Genomic DNA, 26515 nt, shown 5'->3' with positions numbered 1-26515 from the left:
TCCCGGCTGCCGGGCACACAAAAAACAAGGGCAGAACGAGTAGCTTTCTTTATAAAGGCTTAATCGTTTCTGCCCACTACTCGGGCCTCGGACGCCAATAAACTCGCGAGGTTCCCGAAAAAACCCATCAGTCGCGGAAGTTGTTGAACTGCAGCGGCATGCCGAACTCTTTCGCCCGCAGGGCGGCGATGGCTTCCTGCAGATCGTCGCGCTTCTTGCCGGTCACCCGTACCTGCTCGCCCTGGATCGCAGCCTGGACCTTCAGCTTGGCGTCCTTGATGTGGGCAACGATTTTTTTCGCCAGCTCTTTGTCGATGCCTTCCTTGAGGGTGGCTTCCTGCTTCATCACCTTGCCCGAAGCGTAAGCGTCCTTGACCTCAAGGCACTGCACATCGATCTTGCGCTTGACCAGGGCCAGCTTGAGGATCTCGATCATCGCTTCCAGCTGGAATTCGGCTTCAGCGGTCAGGTTGACGGTGAGTTCCTTTTCCTTGAACTCGAAGCTGCCCTTGCCCTTCAAGTCATAGCGGCGGTCCAGCTCCTTGACGGCGTTTTCCACTGCGTTGGTGACTTCGTGTTTGTCCAGTTCGGATACCACGTCGAACGACGGCATGTCATTTCTCCAATAAAAAAGGGGCGCAGCTCGATAAAGATGGAGCACGCCCGGTTTGCGGTTAAAATCCGGGCTCATTATAACGGGTCTTTCCCCTCCTTCACTGCGAGCCTCGCATGCGCCTGCCAAACCGAGCACCACGCTAATGTCGACTACCTGGCACATTCTGGGCGCGGGCAGCCTCGGCACCCTGTGGGCGACACGCCTGGCCCGGGCCGGCTTGCCGGTACGCCTGATCCTGCGCGATCAGTCCCGCCTGCAGGCCTACCAGGCCGCGGGTGGGCTGACGCTGGTGGAACAAGGGCAGGCCAGTTTTCATGCCATTCCCGGCGAGACGGTCGACAGGCCTGAGCCCATCACTCGCCTGCTGGTGGCCTGCAAGGCCTATGACGCGCAACAAGCCGTCAGCCAGCTGGTCTCGCGCCTGACGCCGGATGCCGAACTGGTCCTGCTGCAGAACGGCCTGGGCAGCCAGGACGCCGTGGCCGCCCAGGTGCCGCAGGCCCGCTGCATTTATGCCTCGAGTACCGAAGGCGCCTTTCGCGATGGCGACTGGCGCGTGGTGTTCGCCGGCCATGGCTACACCTGGCTGGGGGACGCCAGCCACCCTACCGCGCCCTTCTGGCTCGACGACCTGAGCGCCAGCGGCATCCCCCATGAATGGAGCGCGGATATCCTGACCCGCCTCTGGCGCAAGCTGGCGCTCAACTGCGCGATCAACCCCCTGACGGTCCTGCACGACTGCCGCAACGGCGGCCTGCTGCAGCACCATTGCGAAGTGGCGATGCTGTGCGTCGAGCTGCGCGAACTGCTGGAACGTTGCGGCCAGCCCGCCGCGGCCGAGAACCTGCAGCAGGAAGTGGAGCGGGTGATCCAGGCGACCGCCGCCAACTACTCCTCCATGTACCAGGACGTTGCCAGTCGGCGCAGGACCGAAATCAGCTATTTATTGGGGCATGCCTGCGACGTTGCCGCCAGGCACCAGTTGCACCTGCCCAACCTCAGCCGCCTGCGCCGGCTATTGGTGGAACACCTGCAACAGCGCGGATTGCCCAGCGACTGAGCAGCGGCTACGCTGCCCACGTGTTCCTCTCTAGCGACGTCCCCGATGCCATTGCGCCAGCGCCTTGAAAACCTGCCGGTCGGCCAAAAACTGCTGGCCGCCTTGCTCGTCCTGCTGATTACCGTACTGCTGGTCGCCAACCTGACCTTTATCAGCGCCGCCTACTGGATCTCTCAGGAAAGCATGGCGCCGCAAGCCTTGCAGACCATCGGCCGACTGGTATCCAACCCGACCCTGGCCGCACAGGCGCTGGACTCGCCACAAAATGCCGAGAAGCTGCTCAACGAACTCAACAGCTACTCTCCCCTGCGCGCCGCAGCGATCTATGACGGCAAGGGCACGCGCCTGGCCCAGTTGCAACATGGCGAACGCCTGAACCTGCCGGAACGCTATCGGCATATCGAAGCCTGGCAACTGACCGAATTTCGCAGCAACCAGATCATCACCCTGCCCCGCGCCGGCCAGCCCCCCGGCCACCTGTTGCTGGTGGCCAGCAGTGAGCTGCCGATGGCCTTCTACACCGGCACCCTGACCGCGAGCCTGGGCATCCTGATCTTCAGCGTGCTGCTGTGGCTGATCATTGCCCGACAGATCAAACGGCTGATCACCCAACCCATCCATCAGCTGGAAGAACTGTCCCGGCAGGTGACACGCGAGGAAAACTATTCCCTGCGCGCCGCCCGTGGCAACCACGATGAAATCGGCAGCCTGGCCGAGGCCTTCAACACCATGCTGTCGCGCATCGAAGCGCGAGAACAGCAACTCAAGCGGGCCCGCGACGACTCCCAGGCGGCCTATGACCAGGCCCAGGGGCTGGCCGAGGAAACCCGTCACACCAACCGCAAGCTGGAGCTGGAAGTCCAGGTGCGCAGCAAGATCGAAAAGAAACTCACCGGCTTTCAGAACTACCTCAACAGCATCATCGACTCGATGCCCTCGGCCCTGATCGCCCTGGACGAGCAGCTCTATGTCACCCAATGGAACCAGGAGGCCAGCGCCCTCTCCGGTACCCGCCTGGACGAAGCGCTGAATCAGCCGATCTTCCTCGCCTTCGAACCGCTCAAGCCGTTCCTGCCGCAACTCAAGGAAACCGTGGAGCAACATACGGTCACCAAGGTCGAGCGGGTCACCTGGGTCAAGGACGACGAAGCCCGGCATTACGCCCTGACCTTCTACCCGCTGATGGGCGGTGCCGGGCGCGGCGTGGTGATCCGGATCGACGACATCACCCAGCGCCTGTCCCTGGAAGAAATGATGGTGCAGTCGGAAAAAATGCTCTCCGTGGGTGGCCTGGCCGCCGGCATGGCTCACGAAATCAACAACCCGCTGGGGGCCATCCTGCACAACGTGCAGAACATTCGTCGGCGCCTGTCCCCCGAGCTGCCGAAGAATCAGGAACATGCCGAGCAGATCGGCATCGAGCTGGAAACCGTCAACCGTTACCTGCAGAGCCGCGAAGTGCCGCAACTGCTCGATGGCATTCAGCAGGCTGGCGCCCGGGCGGCGAAGATCGTGACCCATATGCTCAGTTTCAGCCGGCGCAGCAACCGGCAGATGGCGCCCTGCGACCTGCCGGCATTGATCGACCAGGCCGTGGAGATTGCCGGCAACGACTTCGACCTGGCCATAGGCTTCGACTTCAAGGGCCAGGCCATCATCCGCCAGTTCGACCCGCAACTGGGGCCGGTGCCCGGCACCGCCAACGAACTGGAGCAGGTCCTGCTCAACCTGCTGAAAAACGCCGCCCAGGCCATTCACCAGCGGGTAGACGACAGCGAACCCGGGCGCATCATCCTGCGCACCCGGCTGAACCCGCCCTGGGCGGAAATCCAGGTCGAGGACAACGGCATCGGCATGAGCGAAAACGTGCGCAAACGCACCTTCGAACCGTTCTTCACCACCAAGGAAATCGGCCAGGGCACCGGCCTTGGGCTTTCGGTGTCTTACTTCATCATCACCAACAACCACAAAGGCCAGATGGAAGTGCAGTCGACGCAGGGCCAGGGCACTTGCTTCACCTTGCGTTTGCCATTGGCGGGCAGTCAGCCGCCACCACTGGAACATCCCCCACTGGAGAGGTAAGCATGGGCTTTCGCTTGTCGAAGATTTACACCCGCACCGGCGACAAAGGCGAAACCGGGCTGGGTGACGGGCGCCGGGTTCCCAAGGACCATCCGCGGGTCGAGGCCATCGGCGAAGTCGATACGCTGAATAGCCAGCTGGGGCTGCTCTTGGCCGGGCTGGCGGAACAGCGTCTAGAACATCCCGGCTTGCAAGAGCTGATCGACGTCCTGGCGCCTTGCCAGCACCGCCTCTTCGACCTGGGCGGCGAGTTGGCCATGCCGGTGTATCAGGCACTCAATACCGCGGAAGTCGAACGCCTGGAAGCGGCCATCGATATCTGGAACGAAGAGTTGGGGCCGCTGGAGAACTTCATTCTGCCGGGCGGTTCGGCCTTGATTGCCCAAGCCCATGTCTGTCGCAGCCTGGCGCGCAGTGCCGAGCGACGCTGCCAGCACCTGAATGCCGTGGAACCGCTGGAGGGGGTCGGCCTGGCCTACATCAATCGCCTGTCCGACCTGCTGTTCGTGGCGGCGCGCCTGATTACCAAGCGCCAGGGGATTGCCGAGATTCTCTGGCAGGCAGCGGCCAAACCCGAATAGCGGGCGTTTTTCTCCGCCGCTCGCGAGCAAGCCCGCTCCTGCAACTTATGCAGGAGCGAACTGGCGAGTGAATGGCCTCAGGGCCAGAACGCGCGAATCCCCGCCACCCCTTGCGCACCGGCCTGCCAGGCCTGCTCGCGCTGATCCGGACCGACGCCGCCCAGCAGGTACACCGGCTTGTTGAAACCGCTGATCAGTCGGGCGGCCTGCTCCCAACCCAGTGGCTGCGCCTCAGGGTGGGTCTGGGTTGGCTGGACCGGCGACAGCGTCACGAAGTCCACATCCATCTGCTGCGCCAAGGACAACTCTTCAGCGTCATGGCAAGACGCCGCCAGCCAGCGCTCCTTGCCAAAGGGACGTCCGGCGCTGGCGTATTTGCGCAGCTGCGCCGCAGTGATATGCCAGCCCGCCGAGGGGAAATCCCCCAGCCATTCGAACGGCCCCTTGAGCATCAATTGCGCCTTGCCCGCACACAGGCCGACCGCATCCACCGCCAGGTCGCGGTATTGCGGGTCGTAGCCGTTGGGCGCGCGTAGCTGGATCAACTTGCTGCCACCGGCAATGGCCTTCTGCATGCCCCGTAACAGCGCCGGTGTTTCCAGGCCTTCCGGGGTGATCAGGTAGTCGCTCGGCAAGCGCGCCGCCGCCACGATCGGCTGGTTGGCCGCCGGGAACTCGTAGTTCTCCAGCTCACGGGCCGTGACCCAGGCCAAAGGCTGGCCCTCGGCGCCATGGGGTTCGCCGGTAAAGGCGCACACTTCCCAGACATCCAGCAACACCTGCTTGTCCGGGTAATCGTGCTGCACTTTGATCAACGGCCGCGCCTGGGACACCAGAATGCCCAGTTCCTCCTGCAGCTCACGGGTCAACGCCGCTTCCACCGCTTCGTCCGCTTCGACCTTGCCGCCGGGAAACTCCCAGAGGCCGCCCTGATGCTGGGTATCGGCACGTCGGGCAATCAGGATCCTGCCGTCGGCATCACGGATAACGGCCGCCGCCACATGTACTCGTTTCACCGTACTGCTTCCTCTAAACCGGCTTTCTGCCAGGCCTTGAAGGCTGGCCATTGATAGATCGTTTCAACATAGGCGGCATCGACAGCCGGCAGCGCCACCCGATAGGTACGCAGGCGCACGGCGATTGGCGCAAAAAAGGCGTCCGCCAGGCTGGCCCGGCCAAACAGGAAAGGCCCTGGCTCGGTCGCGGCCGCGCGACATTCGACCCATAACGCCAGCATCCGCTCAATATCAGCCTGGGCCTCGGGCGGCATGGGTGAAAGCGCGGCATCGCGGCTCAGGTCGAACGGCAGATTGCCGCGCAGGCCGAAGAAACCGCTGTGCATCTGCGCGCAGGCTGAGCGGGCCTGGGCACGGGCGGCCACATCCCGCGGCCAGAGCTCGGCTTCGGGAAAACGCTCGACCAGGTATTCGGCAATCGCCAGGGAGTCGGCAATGGTGCCGTGCTCGGTCTTCAGCAACGGGACTTTTCCGGTTGGCGAATGCTTGAGAATCAGCTCGCGGGTATCGGGCTGGTTCAGCTTGATCAGTTCTTCGGTGTAAGTCGCGCCGGCCAACTCAAGCGCCAGGGCAGCGCGCAGCGACCAGGAGGAATAGAGTTTGTCGCCGATGATCAGGTGAAGATTCATGTCGGGCACCTTTCAGAGGAGATGGAGGCCAGGGGCCTCCATCGCGAGCAGACTCGCTCCTACACGTGATGCGTCGCGTCCATGTAGAAGCGAGTAGCGGTGTATCAGGTACGGTATTCCGCGTTGATTTTCACGTACTCGTGGGACAGGTCGGTGGTCCAGATGGTTTCGCTGCAATCACCGCGTCCCAGCTCGATGCGGATGGTGATTTCTTCCTGCTGCATCACCGCCGCGCCCTGGGCTTCGGTGTAGCTGGCGGCACGCGCGCCACGGCTGGCGATACACACCTCACCGAGGAAAACGTCGATCTTGCTCACATCCAGGTCCGGCACGCCGGCACGACCGACAGCGGCCAGGATACGCCCCCAGTTCGGGTCGGAAGCGAACAGCGCAGTCTTGATCAGCGGCGAGTGGGCCACGGTGTAGCCGACATCCAGGCACTCCTGGTGATTGCCGCCGCCGTTGACTTCGACCGTCACGAACTTGGTCGCGCCTTCACCGTCACGCACGATGGCCTGGGCCACTTCCATGCACACGTCGAACACTGCCTGTTTCAGCGCGGCGAACAGCGGGCCGCTGGCTTCGGTGATTTCCGGCAGGGCTGCCTGGCCGGTGGCGATCAGCATACAGCAGTCGTTGGTGGAGGTATCGCCGTCGATGGTGATGCGGTTGAACGACTTGTTGGCGCCGTCCAGCAGCAGGTTCTGCAGCACATCACGGGAGACTTTGGCGTCGGTGGCAATGTAGCCGAGCATGGTCGCCATGTTCGGACGAATCATGCCTGCGCCCTTGCTGATGCCAGTGACGGTGATGGTCACGCCGTCGTGCTGGAACTGGCGGCTGGCACCCTTGGGCAGGGTGTCGGTGGTCATGATGCCCGTGGCGGCGGCGGCCCAGTTGTCCACGGACAGGTCATCCAGTGCGGCTTGCAGCGCGCCTTCGATCTTCTCGACCGGCAGCGGCTCGCCGATGACCCCGGTGGAGTACGGCAGTACGGCGCTGGCATCGACGCCAGCCAGCTCGGCCAGCTTGGCGCAAGTACGGGTCGCGGCGGTCAGGCCTGGCTCACCGGTGCCGGCGTTGGCGTTACCGGTGTTGGTCAGCAGGTAACGCACAGGGCCCTGCACGCGCTGCTTGGCCAGGATCACCGGAGCGGCGCAGAACGCGTTCAAGGTGAACACACCGGCCACCGTAGAGCCCTCGGCACAGCGCATGACCACAACATCCTTGCGCCCCGGGCGCTTGATGCCCGCCGAAGCGATACCAAGTTCAAAACCGGCAACCGGGTGCAACGTTGGCAAAGGACCAAGACCAACAGCCATGAATGCGCTCCTCTTTAACCTGATGTGTGCACCGCCATCGCAAAAGGCAGTGCGGCGAATGGAAAAACGCCGCGACGGCTGATGCCGGTCGCGGCGCGGGTATTTCAGTGTCTGGCGAAAATCTTAGTTGATCTGGCCGTGACAGTGTTTGTACTTCTTGCCCGAACCGCAGTAGCACAGTTCGTTGCGGCCCAGTTTCTGCTCGTTGCGTACCGGAGCCGAAGCCAGGGCCACGTCGACATCGACGCCCTCTTCCAGCGCTTCCGGCTGTTCCAGCCCCGGGGCTTCGGCATGCTCGAACTGCATGCGCTGAGCCAGTGCCTCGGCTTCCTGACGCAGGCGCGCCTCTTCCTCGACCGGATCCTCGCGGCGAACCTGAACGTGCGACAGCACACGGATCGAGTCGCGCTTGATGGAATCCAGCAGCTCGGAGAACAGGGTGAAGGACTCGCGCTTGTATTCCTGTTTCGGGTTCTTCTGCGCATAACCACGCAGGTGAATACCGTGACGCAGGTGGTCCATGGTCGACAGGTGGTCTTTCCACAGGTCGTCCAGTACGCGCAGAACGATTTGTTTCTCGAAGGTGCGCAGTGCTTCGGCACCGGCCTGGTCTTCTTTCTCGTTGTACGCCGCCACCAGCTCGTTGAGCAGTTTCTCGCGCAGGGTTTCTTCGTACAGGTGATCGTCTTCGTCGAGCCATTGCTGGATCGGCAGGCTCACACCGAAGTCGCTTTGCAGCGCAGCTTCCAGACCGGCCACGTCCCACTGCTCAGGCAGCGATTGTGGAGGGATGTGCGCGCTGACGGTGGCGTTGAGCACGTCCTGACGGAAGTCGGAGATGGTCTCGCCGATGTTGTCCGCGGCCAGCAACGTGTTACGCATGTGATAGATCACTTTACGCTGTTCGTTGTTGACGTCGTCGAACTCGAGCAGTTGCTTGCGAATGTCGAAGTTGCGGCCTTCTACCTTGCGCTGGGCCTTTTCGATCGCGTTGGTCACCATGCGGTGCTCGATCGCTTCGCCGGACTGCATGCCCAGAGCCTTCATGAAGTTCTTCACCCGATCGGAGGCGAAGATGCGCATCAGGCTGTCTTCCAGGGACAGGTAGAAACGGCTGGAACCGGCGTCGCCCTGACGACCGGCGCGACCACGCAGCTGGTTGTCGATACGGCGCGATTCGTGACGCTCGGACGCGATCACCTGCAGGCCGCCGGACTCCAGCACTTGCTGGTGGCGCTTCTGCCAGTCGGCCTTGATCTGGGCAATCTGCTCGGGGGTCGGGTTTTCCAGGGAGGCGACTTCGACTTCCCAGTTACCGCCCAACAGGATGTCGGTACCACGACCGGCCATGTTGGTGGCGATGGTCAGGGCGCCCGGACGACCGGCCTGGGCAATGATTTCCGCTTCTTTTTCGTGGAACTTGGCGTTCAGGACCTTGTGCTCGATGCCTTCCTTCTGGAGCAGGTTGGACATGTGCTCGGAAGTTTCGATGGTCGCGGTACCCACCAGAACCGGACGGCCCTGGGTCATGCATTCCTTGATGTCGTTGATGATCGCGGCATATTTCTCGTCCGCAGTCAGGAACACCAGGTCGTTGTAGTCTTTACGAGCCAGCGGCTTGTTCGGTGGAATCACCATCACCTGCAGGCCGTAGATCTGATGGAACTCGAACGCTTCGGTGTCCGCGGTACCGGTCATGCCGGACAGCTTGGTGTACAGACGGAAGTAGTTCTGGAAGGTGGTCGACGCCAGGGTCTGGCTTTCGGCCTGGATGTTGAGGTTTTCCTTGGCTTCGATGGCCTGGTGCAGGCCCTCGGACAGACGGCGACCCGGCATGGTACGACCGGTGTGTTCGTCCACCAGGACCACCTGGCCATCCTGGACGATGTATTCGACGTTGCGGTTGAACAGTTTGTGCGCGCGCAGACCGGCATAGACGTGGGTCAGCAGGCCCAGGTTGTGCGCCGAGTACAGGCTCTCGCCTTCCGCCAGCAGGCCGACCTGGGTCAGCATCTCTTCGATGAACTGGTGACCGGCTTCGTTGAGTTCGACCTGACGGGTCTTCTCGTCGACGGTGAAGTGACCGGCCTTGGTGACCTCGCCTTCCACTTCCTCGATGTGCTGCTCAAGGCGCGGGATCAGCTTGTTGATCTCGGTGTAGAGCTTGGAGCTGTCTTCGGCCTGGCCGGAGATGATCAGCGGGGTACGGGCCTCGTCGATCAGGATCGAGTCGACTTCGTCGATCACGGCAAAATTGAGCTCACGCTGGAACTTGTCTTCCATGCTGAAAGCCATGTTGTCGCGCAGGTAGTCGAAACCGAATTCGTTGTTGGTGCCGTAGGTGATGTCGGCGGCGTAGGCGGCGCGCTTCTCTTCCGGCGGCTGGAACGGCGTGACCACGCCGACCGTCAGGCCGAGGAATTCATACAGCGGGCGCATCCAGTTGGCGTCGCGGCGGGCCAGATAGTCGTTCACCGTGACCACGTGCACGCCCTTGCCGGACAGCGCGTTGAGGTAAACGCCCAGTGTTGCCACCAGGGTCTTGCCTTCACCGGTACGCATTTCGGCGATCTTGCCTTCATGCAAGGTCATGCCGCCGATCAACTGTACGTCGAAGTGGCGCATACCCATGACCCGCTTGCCGGCTTCGCGGGCGACCGCAAAGGCTTCGGGAAGCAGTTTGTCGAGGGTTTCACCTTTGGCTATGCGGGCCTTGAACTCTTCGGTCTTGGCGCGCAACTGATCGTCCGAAAGGGCCACCATTTGCTCTTCGAAGGCATTGACGATCTGTACCGTCTTGAGCATGCGTTTGACTTCACGCTCGTTCTTGCTTCCAAAAAGTTTCTTTAACAAAGGCGCAAACATATCGGCAGGATCTTCCACACATAGGGATGGAGGGCGGCCCCGTGAGTCGCCCGTGCAGCCCTCATGGCCGCATGCGAACGAGTATTCTACCCGGAAACGATGGTGAGGAAAGTGGCGTTATTCCACGATGCTGGTACAGCGCTGTGACGGGGCTTGCTTACAATAAGGCCTTTTGCGCCAGTTTCAACCCGGACGAGTACGAAGTTAACCATTGATTTAATGGATAAAGCCTCGCCGCAGCGATGAGCGAGGTCCGGCCAGCGCTTTCTGCTACCATGGCGGCTCTGTAACTTCAGGTGTCTGATCATGGCATTTCGCCCTCTTACGGCCAGAGCACCCGCCGTACTCCTTCGCGAAGCCAAGCCTCTCAAAGCCATACTCGGCCACGCCCAGCGCCTGGCGCATCTGCAGCGCCTGCTGGAAAGCCAGCTGCAACCGGCCGCGCGCGAACACTGCCATGTCGCCTCCTGGCGCGAAGGCAGCCTGCTGCTGATCGTCACCGACGGCCACTGGGCGACGCGCCTGCGTTATCAGCAAAAACGCCTGCAACGTCAGCTTTTGGAGTTCAATGAGTTCAACAATCTGACGCGGATTCTGTTCAAAGTGCAGCCTCCCACCGTGCAACGAGGCGCGGCCGGCCACACCATGGACCTGTCGAGCAATGCCGCCGAGACCATTCAAGCCACCGCCGACGGCATCACCGATCCCAACCTGCGCGCCGCCCTGGAGCGCCTGGCCAGCCACGCCAAACCACGGGCGTGACCGACCAGCCGCCGATCAGCGGCGCTTGCTGCCACCCAGCAGAGACCCCATCAGCCCGCGCACCAGTTGCCGTCCCAGCTGATTGGCGGCCTGACGCATGGCGGACTTCAGGGCCTGACCGGCGGCAGTACCGAGGAACTCGCCGGCCCGATCGGTAAAGCTCGGTTCCTCGGCGGCCGGTTTGCCCGGCGCAGCCTCGGCCTCCGGCGCCAGGCCCTTGCGCCCCATCAGCACTTCATAGGCCGACTCGCGGTCGACCGGTTTGTCATAGCGGCCGACCAACGGCGAACTGTTGATCAGCGCGGTACGTTCGGCCTCGGTCAGCGGCCCGATGCGCGATTGCGGCGGCGCCACCAGCACTCGCTGGACCATCTCCGGCGTGCCTTTTTCCTGCAGGGTACCAACCAGCGCCTCGCCAATCCCCAGCTCGGTCAACACCGACAGCGCATCGAACGCCGGGTTCGGCCGGAAGCCGTCCGCCACGGCGCGCAAGGACTTCTGTTCCTTGGCGGTGAAGGCCCGCAAGCCGTGCTGGACGCGCAGCCCCAGTTGCGCCAGCACGTCGTCCGGCAAGTCGCCGGGCGACTGGGTGACGAAGTACACGCCCACGCCCTTGGAGCGAATCAGCCGCACCACCTGTTCCAGCCGGTCCTGCAACGCCTTGGGCGTGCCGGCGAACAGCAGGTGGGCCTCGTCGAAAAACAGCGCCAGCAGAGGCTTTTCCGCATCGCCGCGCTCCGGCAGTTGCTCGAACAGCTCGGCCAGCAGCCACAACAGGAAGGTCGCATAGACCTTGGGCGCCTCGTGCACCAAGCGGCTGGCGTCGAGCAGGTGGATCCGCCCGCGCCCGTCACTGGCCGGTTGCAGGATGTCTTCCAGTTGCAGGGCCGGCTCGCCGAACAGGGCCTCGGCGCCCTGCTGTTCCAGAGTCGCCAGGCGCCGCAACAAGGCCTGGCTGGAGCCGGTGGTCATCAGCGCCGCGTCATCCCCCAGCAACTGCGGGTTGTCCTTGAGGTGGTTGAGCAACGCCTTGAGGTCTTTCAGGTCGAGCAGCAACAACCCTTCGCGGTCGGCCACCTTGAATGCCGCGTACAACGCCGATTGCTGGCTGTCGGTCAGCTCCAGCAGGCTGCCCAGCAGCAGCGGGCCCATTTCACTCAGGGTAGTGCGCAGCGGGTGCCCGGACTGCCCGTGAATGTCCCACAACGTGACCGGATAAGCCTGGGGCTTGTGGTTCAGCCACGGCATCCCGGCAATACGTTCGGCGACCTTGCCCTGGGGATTGCCCGCGGCGCCCAAGCCACACAGGTCACCCTTGATGTCCGCGGCGAACACCGCGACACCGGCATCGCTGAACGCTTCCGCCAGTCGCTGCAAGGTGACGGTTTTCCCTGTCCCGGTAGCGCCTGCCACCAGCCCGTGACGATTTGCCAGGCGCATGGCCTGGGCAATCGGTTGCCCCGCGAGGTCGGCACCGATAACGAGTTGCGATGAATCCGGCATTTTGTCACCCATGGTTAATCTTTAGCCTTGACCGGCCGATAGATCAGAAAAGACTGAAAAATAGTTCAGATAATTCCCCAAGGAGAGGTGGAAATATCAACTTACTTTCAACCCCGCCCATTTTGCGCGCTTTTATAAGAGCACGCTCGTGACATTAAGACCTAGCGGACACCACAAGCCATGAACAAAAACCTGCGCTTCAGCCATAAAATCCTGCTTGCCGCCGCCCTCATCGTTATTGCCGCCTTCGCTTCCTTCACGCTGTACAACGACTATTTACAGCGCAATGCGATCCGCGAAGACCTGGACAATTACCTGCATGAAATGGGCGATGTGACCGCCAGCAACATCCAGACCTGGCTCACCGGGCGCATCCTGCTGATCGAAAACCTGGCGCAAAACCTGGCGATCGACCCGCAATCGACCAAGGTGGCCAGCCTGCTCGAACAGAAGGCCCTGACCTCGACCTTCATGGCCTCCTACCTGGGCGATGCCAGCGGCAGCTTCACCATCCGCCCGGACGCGAAGATGCCCGACGGCTTCGATCCGCGCGTTCGCCCCTGGTACAAGGGTGCCGAAAGCAGCAGCGGCTCGACCCTCACCGAACCCTATATAGATGCAGCCACCGGCCAGTTGATCATTTCCGTCGCCACCGCCTCGCGTAACGGCGGGCAAAGCATCGGCGTGGTGGGCGGCGACTTGAGCCTGCAAACCCTGATCGAAACCCTCAACGCCCTGGATTTCGACGGCATGGGTTATGCCTTCCTGGTCAGCGCCGACGGCAAGATCCTGGTGCACCCGGACAAGGCGCTGGTGATGAAGAGCCTGAGCGAGGCCTACCCGCAGAACACGCCACGCATCAGTGGCGATTTCAGCGAAATCGAAGTCGAGGGCAAGACCCGCATCGTCACCTTCACCCCGATCAAGGGCCTGCCGTCGGTGAACTGGTACATCGGCCTGTCCGTGGACAAGGACAAGGCGTTCTCGATGCTCAGCGAGTTCCGCGCTTCGGCCATCATCGCCACCGTCATCGCCGTGGCCATCATTATCGCCCTGCTCGGCATGCTGATCCGAGTGCTGATGCAACCCCTGCATGTCATGACCCGCGCCATGCAGGACATCGCCGACGGCGAAGGCGACCTGACTCGCCGCCTGACCATCCAGAACCAAGATGAATTCGGCATCCTCGGCACCGCGTTCAACCGCTTCGTGGAGCGCATCCACGGTTCGATCCGCGAAGTCTCGTCGGCCACCGAGCACGTCAACGAAGTCGCCCTGCGCGTGGTCAGCGCCTCCAATTCGTCGATGCTCAACTCCGACGAGCAGGCCAGCCGCACCAACAGCGTGGCCGCGGCGATCAATCAGCTCGGCGCCGCCGCCCAGGAAATCGCCCGCAACGCCGCCCAGGCTTCGCAGCAGGCCAGCGACGCGCGCAGCCTGGCCGAGGACGGCCAGCAAGTGGTGGACCGCAGCATCCTGGCGATGAACCAGCTGTCGGACATGATCAGCGCCTCCAGCAGCAACATCGAAACCCTCAACAGCAAGACCGTGAACATCGGGCAGATCCTCGAAGTCATCACCAGCATCTCCCAGCAGACCAACCTGCTGGCCCTCAACGCGGCCATCGAGGCGGCGCGGGCAGGCGAGGCCGGGCGCGGCTTCGCCGTGGTTGCCGACGAGGTGCGCAACCTGGCCCACCGCACCCAGGAATCGGCGCAACAGGTGCAGACCATGATCGAGGAGCTGCAGGTCGGCGCCCGCGAGTCGGTCAGCACCATGAGCAACAGCCAGCGCCATAGCCAGGACAGCGTGGAGATCGCCAACCAGGCCGGCGAACGCCTGAACAGCGTGACCCAGCGCATCGGCGAGATCGACGGCATGAACCAGTCCGTGGCTACCGCGACGGAGGAACAGACCTCGGTGGTGGAGTCGATCAACATGGACATCACCGAGATCAACACCCTGAACCAGGAAGGGGTGGAAAACCTGCAGTCGACCCTGCGCGCCTGTTCCGACCTCGAGCAGCAGGCCGCACGCCTGAAGCAACTGGTCGGCAGTTTCCGTATCTGATCCCTTCAGCCATCCGGTGCCTGGGCAACACCCAGGCACCGGACTGCCGACAATCCCTCCCGCATCCGCAGCAAGCCGTTCATCCAGACGCATCGCCAACCGCCACGGCATCCCGACCGAACATCTATCCTTGATAAGGGTCAACCCTAGGGAGAACACCGGATCGGAGGGATGATCATCGTGCATATCGCTGACATAACCATGTTCTACGCCCCTGCCAGCGGTGGCGTGCGCACTTATCTGGACGCCAAACATCGTCGCCTGGGACGCCAACCAGGAATCCGCCACAGTTTGTTGATCCCCGGGGCCCACTTCAGCGAACGCGACGGCATCTATGAAGTCCCCGCTCCCGCCCTGCCCTTTGGCAAGGGCTACCGTTTTCCCCTGCGCCTGGGGCCCTGGCGCAATATTCTCCATGGCCTGCAACCGGACCTGATCGAAGTCGGCGACCCTTACCTCACCGCCTGGGCGGCCCTGGATGCGCGGCGCCAGTTGGATGTACCTGTGATCGGCTTTTATCACTCGGACCTGCCGCTGCTGGTCAGCAACCGCATGGGCCCCTGGTTCACCCCGAATGTCGAGGCCTACGTGCGCAAGCTGTACGGCAACTTCGACCGGGTCCTGGCCCCCAGCCAGATCATGGCCGACAAACTGATCGGCCTGGGCGTGCGCAACGTCTATGTGCAACCGCTGGGCGTCGACCTGCAGACCTTCCACCCGAGTCATCGCGACCCCGGCCTGCGCACCGAACTGGGGATTGCCGAAGACCGCCGCCTGCTGATCTTTGCCGGTCGCGGCTCCAAGGAAAAGAACCTGCCGGTGCTGCTCAACTGCATGCAACGCCTGGGCAAGCGCTACCACCTGCTGCTGGTGGGCTCGGCCATGCCGACGGCGGTGCCGGAGAATGTCACGGTGATCGACGAGTTCTGCCCGGCCCCTCAGGTCGCCCGCCTGATGGCCAGCGCCGATGCCCTGGTCCACGCCGGGGACCAGGAAACCTTTGGCCTGGTAATCCTCGAAGCCATGGCCAGCGGCGTTCCCGTGGTGGCGGTGGCCGCCGGGGCCTTCCAGGAAATCGTCACCGCGGAAGGCGGCTTGCTCTGTGCGCCGAACAATCCGCTGGCGATGGCCCATGCCGTGCAGGAGCTGTTCGCCCAAGGCTGCGCCGAGCGAGGCCAACGGGCGCGTCGCCATGTCGAACGTTATTACGCCTGGGATACGGTGGTCGCCAGCCTGCTGGAGCACTATCGCGCCGTGCTCGGCACCCAGCAGCCGATGCTGGCCCATGGTTGAGTCCGCCGGGGTGCCCAGCGTGCTGCTGGTATTGCACGATGTCGCGCCACAAACCTGGATCGACTACCAACCCTTCGTCGAAGCCGTCGACGCCATGGGCAACGTGCCGATGACTTGGCTGGTGGTACCGGATTTTCACCGGCACAACCCGCTCGATGCTCATCCCGGCTTTCGCCGGCTGCTCAGCGCGCGCCTGGAACGCGGCGACGAACTGGTGCTGCACGGTTACTTCCATTGCGACGAGGGTCCGCCACCGCGCACCCCGTATGACTGGTTCATGCGTCGCGTGTACACCCATGAGGGTGAGTTCTACAGCCTCTCGGAAAACGCCGCCCTGGCACGCCTGCATGCCGGGCTGGAACTGTTCCAGCGTTACAACTGGCCCTTGCAGGGGTTCGTCGCCCCCGCCTGGCTGATGAGCCCGGGTACGCGCCAGGCCCTGCGCCAACTGCCCCTGCGCTACACCAGCGGCCCGCAGCACCTATACCGGCTGCCGGACTTCTCGCCAATCGCCGCCCCCGGCCTGGTGTGGAGCGCCCGCAGCGCCTGGCGCCGCAAAGCCTCCCGGCTGGTCAGCCTGCAACGCGAACGACGCTGGCAGCAGGCATCGGTGATTCGCCTCGGCCTGCACCCGGTGGACATGCGTCACCCCGACTCGCGCCAGTACTGGCTGGACACCCTCGAACGCCTGCTGGAGCAAGGACGCCAGCCACTGACCAAGGCCGACTGGCTCGACACCCAGCCGCCAAGGGCACGCGGTACCCCATGAGCCGGGCGATCTGGCTGGCCATGGCCTTGTTGGCGGCGCTCCTGGTGCCGCTGCTGCTGGGCGGCGGCGAACTGTGGGGGCGGGTCCAGCGTTTTTCCCTGCCGTTGCTGCTGGGCATGCTGAGCATGATTCTGCTGTGCTGGATCATCAATTCGCTGCGCCTGAGCCTGCTGCTGGGTCGACACCGCGGCCGGCTGGGACGCTGGAAGAGTCTGGCGGTAGTGATGTCCACCGAGTTCGCCATGTGCGCCACGCCCGGCGGCAGTGGCGGCCCCCTGACCCTGATGGCCCTGCTGGCGCGTAACGGCGTGCGCCCGGCTCACGGCAGCGCGGTGTTCGCCATGGATCAATTGAGCGACCTGCTGTTCTTCCTCTGCGCGCTGCTGGGGATCCTGTTCTACGCGCTGTTCCAGAACCTCAGTCAGCGCCTGGAATGGCTGCTGGCCCTCAGCAGTCTTTCGCTGTTCGGCGGGTTATGCATCTGCCTGGCGATAGCCCGCTACCACCGTCGCCTGATCCTGCTCAGCGGCCATCTGCTTGCGCCCTTCAAGATTCGCCCCGCGACCCGTCGGCGCCGGGCGCGCAAATGGCTGCATTTCCTCAAGGCCTTCGGCGATAGCCTGAAACTGCCCTGGCAGACCCTGACGGGGGTCTTTGCCCTGACCTGCATGCATTGGGCGCTGCGCTACAGCGTGCTGTACCTGGCGTTGCGCGGGCTGGGGGTGGACCTGCAATGGGCCTGGACCTTTCTGATCCAGATGCTCGCCCTGAGCGCAGGGCAATTCAGCCTCCTGCCCGGCGGCGCGGGAGCGGCGGAGCTGACATCGGCGGCGCTGCTGGCGCCCATGGTGGGGAAATCGACGGCGGCCGCGGCCATCCTGATCTGGCGGGCCGTTACCTACTATTTCTATCTGCTGGCCGGCGGGCCGGTATTCCTGATGATGGTCGGGCGCCCCTTGCTGCGCACCCTGATGAAGCTCAAGCAGGCTTAGGCGGCTCTTTATCCGGGGCATCCTGCTGCAACTGCTGCCACAACTCGGCGGCGCCGGGAAACTCGGTACCGTTCTCGGCGCTCATGTCGTCCGGATCGTAACGGCTCAGGCAGCCCTCGCCGAGGGTGGCGGGCGCCTTGGATGTGGCTTTGTCCAGTGGATCACTCATCGGTCGATCCTCATGAAAAACCGCCGGACCTGGGGCCTGGATGCCCGGGCCCGGCGGATTCGATCAGAGCGTTTTTAATCAGAACACTCTGGATCAGAACACGACAGTCTTGTTGCCGTGCACCAGCACGCGGTCTTCCAGGTGGTAGCGCAGGCCGCGGGCCAGGACCATCTTCTCGACGTCACGACCGAAACGCACCATGTCTTCGATGCTGTCGCTGTGGCTGACACGGACCACGTCCTGCTCGATGATCGGGCCGGCATCCAGCTCTTCGGTCACGTAGTGGCAGGTCGCGCCGATCAGCTTCACACCACGCAGGGAAGCCTGGTGGTAAGGCTTGGCGCCGACGAACGACGGCAGGAAGCTGTGGTGAATATTGATCACCTTGTGCGCGTATTCGCGGCACAGCTCTGGCGGCAGGATCTGCATGTAGCGCGCCAGCACCACCACTTCGGCGTCGTGCTGCTTGACCAGGCGCGAGACCTCGGCGAACGCCGGCTCCTTGTCCTGAGGGTTGACCGGCACGTGGTAATAAGGAATGCCATGCCACTCGACCATGCTGCGCAAGTCGTCGTGGTTGGAAATCACACAGGAGATCTCGCAGTCGAGTTCGTCGCTGTGCCAGCGGTGCAACAGGTCCGCCAGGCAGTGGGACTCACGGCTGGCCATCAACACCACGCGCTTCTTCTGCGCGGTATCGGTGATGCGCCAGTCCATCGAGAACTCTTCGGCAATCGGCGCAAAGGCTTCACGAAAGGCTTCAAGGCCGAACGGCAAAGAGTCGGCACGTATTTCGTGACGCATGAAGAACCAGCCACTCAGGTCATCCGAGTGGTGACTGGCTTCGGTGATCCAGCCGTTGTGGGACGCCAGAAAGTTACTGACTTTGGCAACGATGCCAACGCGGTCCGGGCAGGAAATCACCAACCGAAAAGTGCGCATGAGGGGAAAACTCCAGAACTTCGCAAAGGCCGCCATTCTAGCGATTGCGCGACAAAACTGCAGTATTCGTGATGTCGGAATCCGATTCCTCTGAGCAGCCTGTAGGGCTCATGCCCGATGCGAGAGGGAAATCAGCCACACTTGGAAATAGTCCTATAACTTTGTGGGAAATAGTCGTGCGGACTCGTTCACAATATTTAACTCATCAATCAGGATCTTTGCTAAACACTCTAATCAAATTAAATAAAAGCCGGCTTTATTGTTTACTTGAGGAAACTGCCTGACTATTATTACGCCACTGTCACCTGCCACTCAGCACTCAACATAAGGCAATTCTCATGTCCCTGATCAACGAATACCGCGCCACAGAAGAAGCTATCAAAGAGCTGCAAGCCCGTTTGAAGAACCTGTCGCAAGACGACAAACTGCAAGCCGAGCTGGAATTCGAAGGCAAACTGCGCGCCCTGATGGGTGAATACTCCAAGTCCCTGCGCGACATCATCGCGCTGCTGGATCCGGACTCGAAAGTTAAGGCGCCACGTGTTGCCGCCAAAACTACCGGCACCAAGCGCGCGCGCAAGGTCAAACAATACAAGAACCCGCACAACGGTGAAGTCATCGAAACCAAGGGCGGCAACCACAAAACCCTGAAAGAGTGGAAAGCCAAGTGGGGCGGCGACGTGGTCGAAGGCTGGGCAACCCTGCTGGGTTAAGCCGTACACCCGTCACAGAGGGATTTGCGACCTTATGAAAAAACGCCAGCTTGCTGGCGTTTTTTTATTTCCGGCAAATGCCCGGAATGTACTAAGCCGAACAATCAAAGCCCGAAACGCAGGGCCAGCGACTGGCTGTAATCCTGCCATTCATCCAGCACCTGACGCTGAATCGTTGTAGCACTCAGCCGTAGTTCGGCAGCCGCCTGATTGAAACTTTCCAGGGTATTGGGCGCTCCCCACTGCGGGTCGCACAGGCGCTGCTGACAGAATGACTTCCAGCGTTCTTGCTCCTCCCCGTTCAAGGTTTCAGGAAAGTTACGGGCGCGATAACGAAATAATAATTCGGGCAAACGTTCATCATCGAACGGCCATTGCTCTTGCCCTAAATGAAGCGGCTCGGCATTGCGCACTTGTTCGCATAAGCGTCGGTCGCGATCGCCGATAAAACCGTCGTACAACTGCTGCTCGGGATCGACGCTGGGGGCAAAGTCCTCGCTGGCATAAATAGCCGCAAGTTTATCCCGCCAAACTTCTTGTGCGTCACTTAGCCGCAGCGCCCGGGCCTTATATTCCGCCATGTCCAGTTGCAAACGCTGCTGGTCTTCGCCACGCAACACATTCAGCGGCGCGACGACCGGACAGCGGTTGATATGGATCAGCTTCAACGGCACCGGCAACTCGCCTTCGGCCAGGTCTTCGCGGCGGGTATACAAACGCTGGCGCAGCGTCTCGGCGTCCAGGTCGAGCAATCCCTGCGGGTCCAGGTGCAGGTCACAGACAATCAGGGCGTTGCGGTTGCGCGGATGCCAGGCCAACGGCAGGACCACGCCGACATAACTGCGCGCCGCGGAAAAGCGTCCGGAAATATGCACCAGCGGTTGCAGCAGACGAACCTGGTCCATGACTTTCTGCTTGCTGCGCAACTGGAACAGCCATTCATACAACTTCGGCTGCTTGTCCCGAATCAGCCTGGCCAAGGCAATAGTGGCGCGCACATCGGACAGCGCTTCGTGGGCATGCCCGTGATCAATGCCATTGGCGGCGGTCAGGCGCTCCAGCTTCAGGGTCACCCGCCCCTCCTCGTCCCGCGGCCAGACAATTCCTTCCGGGCGCAAGGCATAGGCGGTGCGCACCACATCGATCAGGTCCCAGCGGCTGTTGCCGCCTTGCCACTCGCGGGCATAAGGGTCGAAGAAATTCCGGTACAGGCTGTAGCGGGTCATCTCGTCGTCGAAGCGCAGGGTGTTGTAGCCGGCGCCACAGGTGCCCGGCGCCGCCAGCTGAGCGTGCACCCGGGTCATGAAATCGGCTTCGCTCAGCCCCTGTTCGGCCAGCCGGCCCGGGGTAATGCCGGTGATCATGCAGGCCGCTGGATGGGGCAGGATGTCGTCGCTGGGCTGACAGTAAAGATTGACCGGCTCGCCGATCTCGTTGAGTTCGAAATCGGTGCGAATCCCCGCCACCTGCAACGGCCGATCGCAGCGCGGGTTGATGCCGGTGGTTTCGTAGTCGTACCAGAAGATGGAAGTCACGGGCTGTTCCTGAGCAAAAGACCGGCAAAGTCTAGGCGCTTGGCACCGGCCGCGGCCAGCCTTGTGATGATTCAAGGGTAACGGCGCACGTCACGCGGCACAGTAAATGATGTCGTTCGCCCCTCCGACACTGCTAGCATCAGGCGGTCATCCATCGCCACCAGGCCAGCCTCAAGTTGCCTATGCTCGAGACGACAGCACTGCCAGGGAAAGCATTGCCCCCGCCACTGGACACCCGCTACCAGGTCGAAACGCCAGAAGGCATCGACCTGCCGCTGCGGCCGGCGGGGCTGATGTCGCGTGCCCTGGCCTTTGCCATCGACCTGGGCTTTCGTGGCCTGATCCTCGGTGTGCTGTTTATTGTCCTGGGGTTTCTCGGCCAGCTCGGCATGGGGCTGGGCTCGATCCTGCTGTTTCTGGTCAGCTGGTGGTACATGGTGCTGTTCGAGGTGTTGAACCAGGGCTGCTCGCCAGGCAAGCAACTGATGGGCCTGCGGGTCGTGCAGGACGATGGCACGCCCATCGGCTGGGGCCCTTCCCTGACCCGCAACCTGCTGCGATTTGTCGACATGCTGCCGTTCGGTTATTGCCTCGGCGCCATCAGTTGCCTGCAGCACCCGACCTTCAAGCGCCTCGGCGACCTGGCGGCCGGTACCCTGGTGATCTACCGCGAGCAGCCGATGGTTCGTCCGACCTTGCCGGCAGTGCCCGCCAGGACCGCCGCCTTCGCCCTGAGCCTGACTGAACAACGGGCCATCCTCAGCTTCGCCGAACGCCAGGAACAACTGTCCGCGGACCGGGTCCAGGAGCTGGCCGCGCTACTCGCCGAGCCTCTGCATGTAACGCCCGCGCAGGCCCGTGACGAACTCAATGGCATCGCCCGCGGACTGCTGGGGCCGACATGAAACAGAGCCTGTTCGAAAACCGTCATCAAGCCTTGTGGCAGCGCCTGCGCGAACAGCTCGAACAACTGGAACGCGGCCAGGCGACGCCCGAGACCTATACCCGTTTCCCCGAGGATTACCGCCGCTTGTGCCAACACCTGGCCCTGGCCCAGGAACGCGGCTACAGCAGCTTCCTGGTCGACCCGTTGCAACAACTGGCGCTGCGCGGCCATCAGCAGCTCTATCGCCAACGCAGCCCGTTGGGCGCCCGGGTCCTGGGCTTTGTCCTGGCCGGCTTCCCGCAACTGGTGCGCGAACAATGGCGCTTCGTCCTGGCCGCCAGCCTGGTGTTCTTTGGCAGCCTGCTGGGTATCGGCCTGCTGGTGTATCTGGTGCCCGAACTGATCTACAGCGTGGTCAGCCCGCAACAAGTGGCCGAAATGCAACGCCTCTACGATCCAGGTGCCAGTCGCCTGGGCCGCCTCGCCAACCGGGCCGCCGGCGAAGACTGGATGATGTTCGGCTACTACATCATGAACAACATCGGCATCGCTTTTCAGACCTTTGCCAGCGGCCTGCTGTTTGGCCTGGGGAGCCTGTTCTTCCTGTTCTTCAACGGCCTGACCATCGGCGCGGTGGCCGGGCACCTGACCCAGATCGGCTATGGCGCCACCTTCTGGTCGTTTGTCGTCGGCCACAGTGCCTTCGAGCTCAGCGCCATCGCCCTGGCCGGCGCGGCGGGATTGAAAATGGGCTGGGCGCTGATCGCCCCCGGACGCCTGCCCCGCGGCGAAGCCTTGCTGCTGGCCGCGCGCACCAGCGTGCAGTTGATCTGCGGGGTCATCCTGTTCCTGCTGATCGCTGCCTTTATCGAAGCCTATTGGTCCTCCCTGACCTGGCCCGCGGCCTGGATCAAATACCTGGCCGGCGGCATCTGCTGGCTGCTGGTCCTGGCCTACCTGATATTCGCTGGACGCCGCCATGCGCCTGAGTGAAGCCAGCGTGGTGATTCGCCCGCGCACGACCTGGGAAGCCATGGACCTGGGAGTACTGCTGAGCCAGCGCCACCGACGCCTGCTGATGACCAGCTGGGCGCTGATCACCCTGCCGGTATTCGCCCTGCTCAGCCTGTTGCTCTGGGACTCGCCCACCCTCGCCCTGCTGCTGTTCTGGTGGCTCAAGCCGGCCTTCGAACGGCTGCCGCTGTACATCCTCGCCAAAGCCCTGTTCGGCGAAACCCCGACCTTGCGCCAGGCCCTGCGCCAATGGCCCAGGCTGCTCAAGCCGCAACTGCTGGCCAGCCTGACCTGGCGCCGCCTGAGCCTGAGCCGCAGTTTCATCATGCCCGTGGTGCAGCTCGAGGGCCTGAGCGGCGAGGCGCGCCAGCAACGGGTGCGGGTGCTGCAACAGCGTAATGCCGGGGCCGCGCACTGGCTGACCCTGATCGGCGTGCACCTGGAAGGTATCTTGTGGATCGGCCTGCTGGCGTTGTTCTATCTGCTGCTGCCACAACAGATCGAACTGGACTGGGACTGGCAGACGTTGATTGCCGCCGCCGAGCAGGACTGGCTCTGGCTCGAACACCTGACCAACGCTTTCTATGCTCTGGTCTTGATTGTCTGGGAGCCGGTGTACGTTGCCTGCGGCTTTAGCCTCTACCTCAATCGCCGCACGCTGCTGGAGGCCTGGGATATCGAACTGGTGCTGCGCCGCCTGCGGCAGCGCTTGAGTGGCGCCGCCCTGCTGCTGGTCCTGGGCAGCCTGAGCCTGCTGCCCCTGGCGCCAGAAGCCTGGGCCGCCGAGCCGGCCACTGGCCCTGACAGCCCGCGCCTGCTGGATCAGCCGCTGACCAGCCAGGCCGCGAAAGACAGCATCAACCAGATCCTCGACCAGCCGCCCTTCAAGAACCCGCAGACCGTGACCCGCTACCGGTTCGACGAAGACAGCCCGAAAAGCGCTGAACACTCTGAGCTGCCGGGCTGGCTCAAGGCCCTGATCGATCGGCTCGACAGCAGCGTCTTCAGCGCCGCGGCCAAGGCCCTGGAGATCCTGCTCTGGGCCCTGCTGCTGGGGGCGCTGGCCCTGCTGGTATGGCGTCATCGTGAAGGGTTGCGGGCCTTTGTCGGCCGCCGTCCGCTGCCGGGCAAGCTACCCGCGCGAGCCGCTCCGCACCAGCTGTTCGGCCTGGACCTCAGCCCCGACGCCTTGCCCGAGGATGTCGCCGCCGCTGCCGAGGCACTCTGGCCACAGCAGCCACGCGAAGCCCTCGGGCTGTTGTACCGCGCGCTGCTGAGCCGGCTCCTACATGACTTCCGCCTGCCGTTGAAACCGGCGGACACCGAGGGCCAGGTCCTCGAGCAGATCAAGGCTTTGCAGTTGCCCCAGTTGCAGGCGTTCAGCAACAGCCTGACCCAGCACTGGCAGAACCTGGCCTACGGTCATCGCCTGCCTCCCGCGCAGTTGAAGCAGGAACTGTGCGATGGCTGGCGCACCCTGTTCGGCCCAGGAGCCCCACGATGAACCGGCGCCTGCTGCCGCTGCTCGCGCTGCTGGTCGCCGGCCTGCTCGGCGGCTTGCTGCTGTACCTCTACCTCAACGCCCGGCCCTACCAGGAAACCATCGATCACGGCCCCTCCCCGCAAGCCCGCGCCAACCCATACCTGGCGGCGGAAATGTTCCTGCGCCAGCGCGGCTTGCAGGTTCACCACGCCAACGGCCTGGAGGTGCTGCCGACCCTCAAGCCGCAGCAGAACAGCCTGTTGCTGCTGGGCGAGCGCTCGAACATGACGCCGCAGCAGGTCGAGCAACTGCTGGACTGGGCCAGGGCCGGCGGGCGCCTGCTGTTCGTCGCCGAAGCGCTGTGGAATAAAGAGGCCGGACGCAGCGGCGACCTGTTGCTCGATCGCCTGCACCTGCGCCAGTTTCTCAGCAAGGACCTCAAAGCCCCGCCGCCAGGCGCCGGCAAAGAGCCCTACCCGAAACTGACCAAGCTCTACCTGGAAGACCAAGACGCGCCGGCCTACATCGGTTTCGACACCGACTTCCACCTGGAAGACCCGGACAACCTCGCCCAGTCCTGGGCCAACAGCGCCCGGGCCACCCACATGATGCAACTGAGCTACGGCCAGGGTTCGGTGACCGTGCTCACCGATGCCGAGATCTGGAAGACTCCGTTGATCGCCAAGTACGACAACGCCTGGCTGCTCTGGTACCTGAGCGCTGACAGCGACGTCACCCTGCTGTTCGACACTGATCACGACAGCCTCTGGAGCCTGCTGCTGAAGTATTTCCCCCAGGCGCTGGTGGCCCTGGCGGCACTGCTCGGCCTGTGGCTGTGGCATGTCGGGGTTCGCCACGGACCGATGCAGGCCCCGATGCCCAGGGCCCGGCGCCAGTTGCGCGAGCACCTGCAAGCCAGCGCCCACTTCCTGTTGCGCCACACCGGTCAGCAGGGGCTGCTGCATAGCCTGCAGCAGGACATCCTGCGCCGCGCGCAGCATCGTCATCCCGGTTTCGAACGACTCACCGCCACCGAACAAGGGCAGGTCCTGGCCCGCCTTACCCGGCAACCGGACAGCGTCATCAGCCAGGCCCTGGCTCCCCAGCCGGCACAACGCCTTTCCAGCGCCGACTTCAGCCGCCTGGTCACCCACCTGCAAACTCTCAGGAATGCCCTATGAGCGACCTTCCCGCCGAACCGCTTCCCGCCACCGAGCCCGGTCATGCCCAAGCGCATGCCGTCCAGCAACGCCAGCGCGCCAGCCAGCTGGCCCAGGCCCTGCGCCACGAACTGCAAAAGGTCGTGATCGGCCAGGACGCGGTGATCGACGACGTGCTCACTGCCCTGATCGCCGGTGGCCACGTGCTGCTCGAAGGCGTGCCCGGGCTGGGCAAGACCTTGCTGGTGCGCGCCCTGGCCCGTTGCTTTGGCGGCGAGTTCGCGCGCATCCAGTTCACCCCGGACCTGATGCCCAGCGACGTCACCGGCCATGCGGTCTACGACCTGCAGACCGAGCAGTTCAAGCTGCGCAAGGGCCCCTTGTTCACCAACTTGTTGCTGGCCGACGAGATCAACCGCGCGCCGGCCAAGACCCAGGCCGCCCTGCTCGAAGCCATGCAGGAGCGCCAGGTCACCCTCGAAGGCCGGGCGCTGCCCATCGCCCAGCCCTTCATGGTCCTAGCCACGCAGAACCCGATCGAACAGGAAGGCACCTACCCGCTGCCGGAAGCCGAACTCGACCGTTTCATGCTCAAGCTGCGCATGGATTACCCGGACAGCGACCAGGAATTGAACATGGTCCGCCAGGTCACCCGCTCGCCCCGGGCCGACATGCTCGACGTGCAGCCGCTGCGTACCCTGCTGCAGGCCAAGGACGTGCTGGCCCTGCAGCGGATCGCCAGCGACCTGCCGCTGGACGAACAGGTCCTCGACTACGCCGTACGGCTGGCCCGGGCCACCCGCAGCTGGCCGGGGCTGACCCTCGGCGCCGGGCCACGGGCGTCGATCGCCCTGGTCCGTGGGGCCCGGGCCAGGGCCCTGCTGCGGGGTGGCGAGTTCGTCATTCCGGATGACATCAAGGGCTGCGCCCTGGCGGTGCTGCGGCATCGCGTACGGATCGCCCCGGAGCTGGATATCGAAGGCTTGTCGGTGGAGCAGGTGCTCAAGCAACTGCTCGATCAAGTGCCGGCGCCGCGACTGTGAGCCCGCCAAA

Annotated in this window: 23 protein-coding genes; 14 read left to right on the top strand and 9 right to left on the bottom strand. The window is 63.3% G+C overall.

Going from position 1 to position 26515, the window contains the following annotated elements; translation table 11 throughout:
- Positions 1 to 127 precede the first annotated feature (127 nt).
- The gene (locus BMY68_RS11505; protein WP_007931144.1) at positions 128 to 613 is read right to left on the bottom strand and encodes a YajQ family cyclic di-GMP-binding protein; all 486 of its coding nucleotides are present in this window, start codon (positions 611 to 613) and stop codon (positions 128 to 130) included.
- 145 nt (positions 614 to 758) lie between these two features.
- On the opposite strand from BMY68_RS11505, the gene BMY68_RS11500 reads away from it, so the two are divergent.
- From BMY68_RS11500 to BMY68_RS11490, 3 genes are read left to right on the top strand one after another with little or no spacing between them, the layout of a single operon-like run.
- Positions 759 to 1676 (top strand): putative 2-dehydropantoate 2-reductase, encoded by a 918-nt coding sequence (locus tag BMY68_RS11500; protein WP_085532089.1) that lies wholly within the window; start codon positions 759 to 761, stop codon positions 1674 to 1676.
- Between the two features lie 45 nt (positions 1677 to 1721).
- Entirely contained in the window at positions 1722 to 3758 is a 2037-nt protein-coding gene (locus BMY68_RS11495) for a sensor histidine kinase (protein ID WP_053262397.1), read from the top strand.
- Between the two features lie 2 nt (positions 3759 to 3760).
- Positions 3761 to 4339 carry a cob(I)yrinic acid a,c-diamide adenosyltransferase gene (locus tag BMY68_RS11490; RefSeq protein WP_085532091.1) on the top strand — a complete coding sequence of 193 codons (579 nt, stop codon included), beginning with the start codon at positions 3761 to 3763 and terminating at the stop codon, positions 4337 to 4339.
- A 77-nt stretch (positions 4340 to 4416) separates the two neighbouring features.
- Here the strand turns inward: BMY68_RS11490 and BMY68_RS11485 are convergent, their stop codons facing one another.
- The 4 genes from BMY68_RS11485 to secA form a co-directional block, all read right to left on the bottom strand.
- The gene (locus BMY68_RS11485; RefSeq protein WP_009045296.1) at positions 4417 to 5355 is read right to left on the bottom strand and encodes a Nudix family hydrolase; all 939 of its coding nucleotides are present in this window, start codon (positions 5353 to 5355) and stop codon (positions 4417 to 4419) included.
- Positions 5352 to 5984, bottom strand: a complete 633-nt coding sequence (locus tag BMY68_RS11480) for a glutathione S-transferase (protein ID WP_085532093.1) — start codon at positions 5982 to 5984, stop codon at positions 5352 to 5354. The genes BMY68_RS11485 and BMY68_RS11480 overlap by 4 nt, the downstream gene beginning before the upstream one ends.
- A 104-nt stretch (positions 5985 to 6088) precedes the next feature.
- Positions 6089 to 7306 carry a bifunctional glutamate N-acetyltransferase/amino-acid acetyltransferase ArgJ gene (gene argJ / locus BMY68_RS11475; RefSeq protein ID WP_085532095.1) on the bottom strand — a complete coding sequence of 406 codons (1218 nt, stop codon included), beginning with the start codon at positions 7304 to 7306 and terminating at the stop codon, positions 6089 to 6091.
- 123 nt (positions 7307 to 7429) lie between these two features.
- On the bottom strand, positions 7430 to 10171 hold the full coding sequence (gene secA, locus BMY68_RS11470) for a preprotein translocase subunit SecA (protein ID WP_009045299.1): 2742 nt from the start codon (positions 10169 to 10171) through the stop codon (positions 7430 to 7432).
- A gap of 306 nt (positions 10172 to 10477) precedes the next feature.
- Here secA and BMY68_RS11465 point away from each other — a divergent pair, with 306 nt between their 5' ends.
- The gene (locus BMY68_RS11465; RefSeq protein WP_007931160.1) at positions 10478 to 10933 is read left to right on the top strand and encodes a DUF721 domain-containing protein; all 456 of its coding nucleotides are present in this window, start codon (positions 10478 to 10480) and stop codon (positions 10931 to 10933) included.
- Positions 10934 to 10948: 15 nt separating this feature from the next.
- Here BMY68_RS11465 and BMY68_RS11460 read toward each other — a convergent pair whose 3' ends face one another.
- Positions 10949 to 12436 carry a helicase HerA-like domain-containing protein gene (locus BMY68_RS11460; RefSeq protein WP_009045300.1) on the bottom strand — a complete coding sequence of 496 codons (1488 nt, stop codon included), beginning with the start codon at positions 12434 to 12436 and terminating at the stop codon, positions 10949 to 10951.
- 180 nt (positions 12437 to 12616) lie between these two features.
- Here BMY68_RS11460 and BMY68_RS11455 point away from each other — a divergent pair, with 180 nt between their 5' ends.
- The 4 genes from BMY68_RS11455 to BMY68_RS11440 all read left to right on the top strand — a co-directional run bounded on the left by BMY68_RS11455 (position 12617) and on the right by BMY68_RS11440 (position 17560).
- The gene (locus tag BMY68_RS11455; RefSeq protein ID WP_009045301.1) at positions 12617 to 14506 is read left to right on the top strand and encodes a methyl-accepting chemotaxis protein; all 1890 of its coding nucleotides are present in this window, start codon (positions 12617 to 12619) and stop codon (positions 14504 to 14506) included.
- A gap of 171 nt (positions 14507 to 14677) precedes the next feature.
- Entirely contained in the window at positions 14678 to 15799 is a 1122-nt protein-coding gene (locus BMY68_RS11450) for an N-acetylglucosaminyl phosphatidylglycerol synthase (protein ID WP_085532097.1), read from the top strand.
- The gene (locus BMY68_RS11445) at positions 15792 to 16568 is read left to right on the top strand and encodes an N-acetylglucosaminyl phosphatidylglycerol deacetylase (protein ID WP_175534831.1); all 777 of its coding nucleotides are present in this window, start codon (positions 15792 to 15794) and stop codon (positions 16566 to 16568) included. The genes BMY68_RS11450 and BMY68_RS11445 overlap by 8 nt, the downstream gene beginning before the upstream one ends.
- The gene (locus BMY68_RS11440; RefSeq protein WP_085532099.1) at positions 16565 to 17560 is read left to right on the top strand and encodes a glucosaminyl phosphatidylglycerol flippase; all 996 of its coding nucleotides are present in this window, start codon (positions 16565 to 16567) and stop codon (positions 17558 to 17560) included. Before BMY68_RS11445 ends, BMY68_RS11440 begins: the two co-directional genes overlap by 4 nt.
- Here the strand turns inward: BMY68_RS11440 and BMY68_RS11435 are convergent.
- Both BMY68_RS11435 and purU read right to left on the bottom strand, forming a co-directional pair.
- A complete protein-coding gene (locus tag BMY68_RS11435; RefSeq protein WP_085532101.1) occupies positions 17547 to 17729 on the bottom strand; it encodes a hypothetical protein in 183 nt (60 codons plus the stop codon). The genes BMY68_RS11440 and BMY68_RS11435 overlap by 14 nt on opposite strands.
- A gap of 93 nt (positions 17730 to 17822) precedes the next feature.
- The gene (gene purU, locus BMY68_RS11430; protein WP_062824826.1) at positions 17823 to 18671 is read right to left on the bottom strand and encodes a formyltetrahydrofolate deformylase; all 849 of its coding nucleotides are present in this window, start codon (positions 18669 to 18671) and stop codon (positions 17823 to 17825) included.
- Positions 18672 to 19009: 338 nt separating this feature from the next.
- Between purU and mvaT the strand changes: the two genes are divergently transcribed.
- Positions 19010 to 19384: a histone-like nucleoid-structuring protein MvaT gene (gene mvaT / locus BMY68_RS11425; protein WP_007931174.1), complete on the top strand. Its 375-nt coding sequence runs from the start codon at positions 19010 to 19012 to the stop codon at positions 19382 to 19384.
- Positions 19385 to 19488: 104 nt separating this feature from the next.
- On the opposite strand, the gene sbcB is transcribed toward mvaT, so the two are convergent.
- Entirely contained in the window at positions 19489 to 20919 is a 1431-nt protein-coding gene (gene sbcB, locus BMY68_RS11420) for an exodeoxyribonuclease I (protein ID WP_085532103.1), read from the bottom strand.
- A 182-nt stretch (positions 20920 to 21101) separates the two neighbouring features.
- On the opposite strand from sbcB, the gene BMY68_RS11415 reads away from it, so the two are divergent.
- From BMY68_RS11415 to BMY68_RS11395, 5 genes are read left to right on the top strand one after another with little or no spacing between them, the layout of a single operon-like run.
- On the top strand, positions 21102 to 21824 hold the full coding sequence (locus tag BMY68_RS11415; protein WP_085532105.1) for an RDD family protein: 723 nt from the start codon (positions 21102 to 21104) through the stop codon (positions 21822 to 21824).
- Entirely contained in the window at positions 21821 to 22798 is a 978-nt protein-coding gene (locus tag BMY68_RS11410) for a stage II sporulation protein M (protein WP_085532527.1), read from the top strand. Before BMY68_RS11415 ends, BMY68_RS11410 begins: the two co-directional genes overlap by 4 nt.
- On the top strand, positions 22785 to 24323 hold the full coding sequence (locus tag BMY68_RS11405; protein WP_085532107.1) for a DUF4129 domain-containing protein: 1539 nt from the start codon (positions 22785 to 22787) through the stop codon (positions 24321 to 24323). The genes BMY68_RS11410 and BMY68_RS11405 overlap by 14 nt, the downstream gene beginning before the upstream one ends.
- Complete coding sequence (locus BMY68_RS11400; protein WP_053262411.1) at positions 24320 to 25483, top strand: DUF4350 domain-containing protein; 1164 nt, start codon at positions 24320 to 24322, stop codon at positions 25481 to 25483. Before BMY68_RS11405 ends, BMY68_RS11400 begins: the two co-directional genes overlap by 4 nt.
- Entirely contained in the window at positions 25480 to 26505 is a 1026-nt protein-coding gene (locus BMY68_RS11395) for an AAA family ATPase (RefSeq protein WP_009045311.1), read from the top strand. The genes BMY68_RS11400 and BMY68_RS11395 overlap by 4 nt, the downstream gene beginning before the upstream one ends.
- Positions 26506 to 26515 lie beyond the last annotated feature (10 nt).

This window comes from Pseudomonas sp. NFACC41-3, from assembly GCF_900109505.1.
Taxonomy (GTDB): domain Bacteria; phylum Pseudomonadota; class Gammaproteobacteria; order Pseudomonadales; family Pseudomonadaceae; genus Aquipseudomonas; species Aquipseudomonas chlororaphis.
Note: the sequence above shows the minus strand (reverse complement) of the source record. Positions and strands in the feature narration are given on the sequence as shown.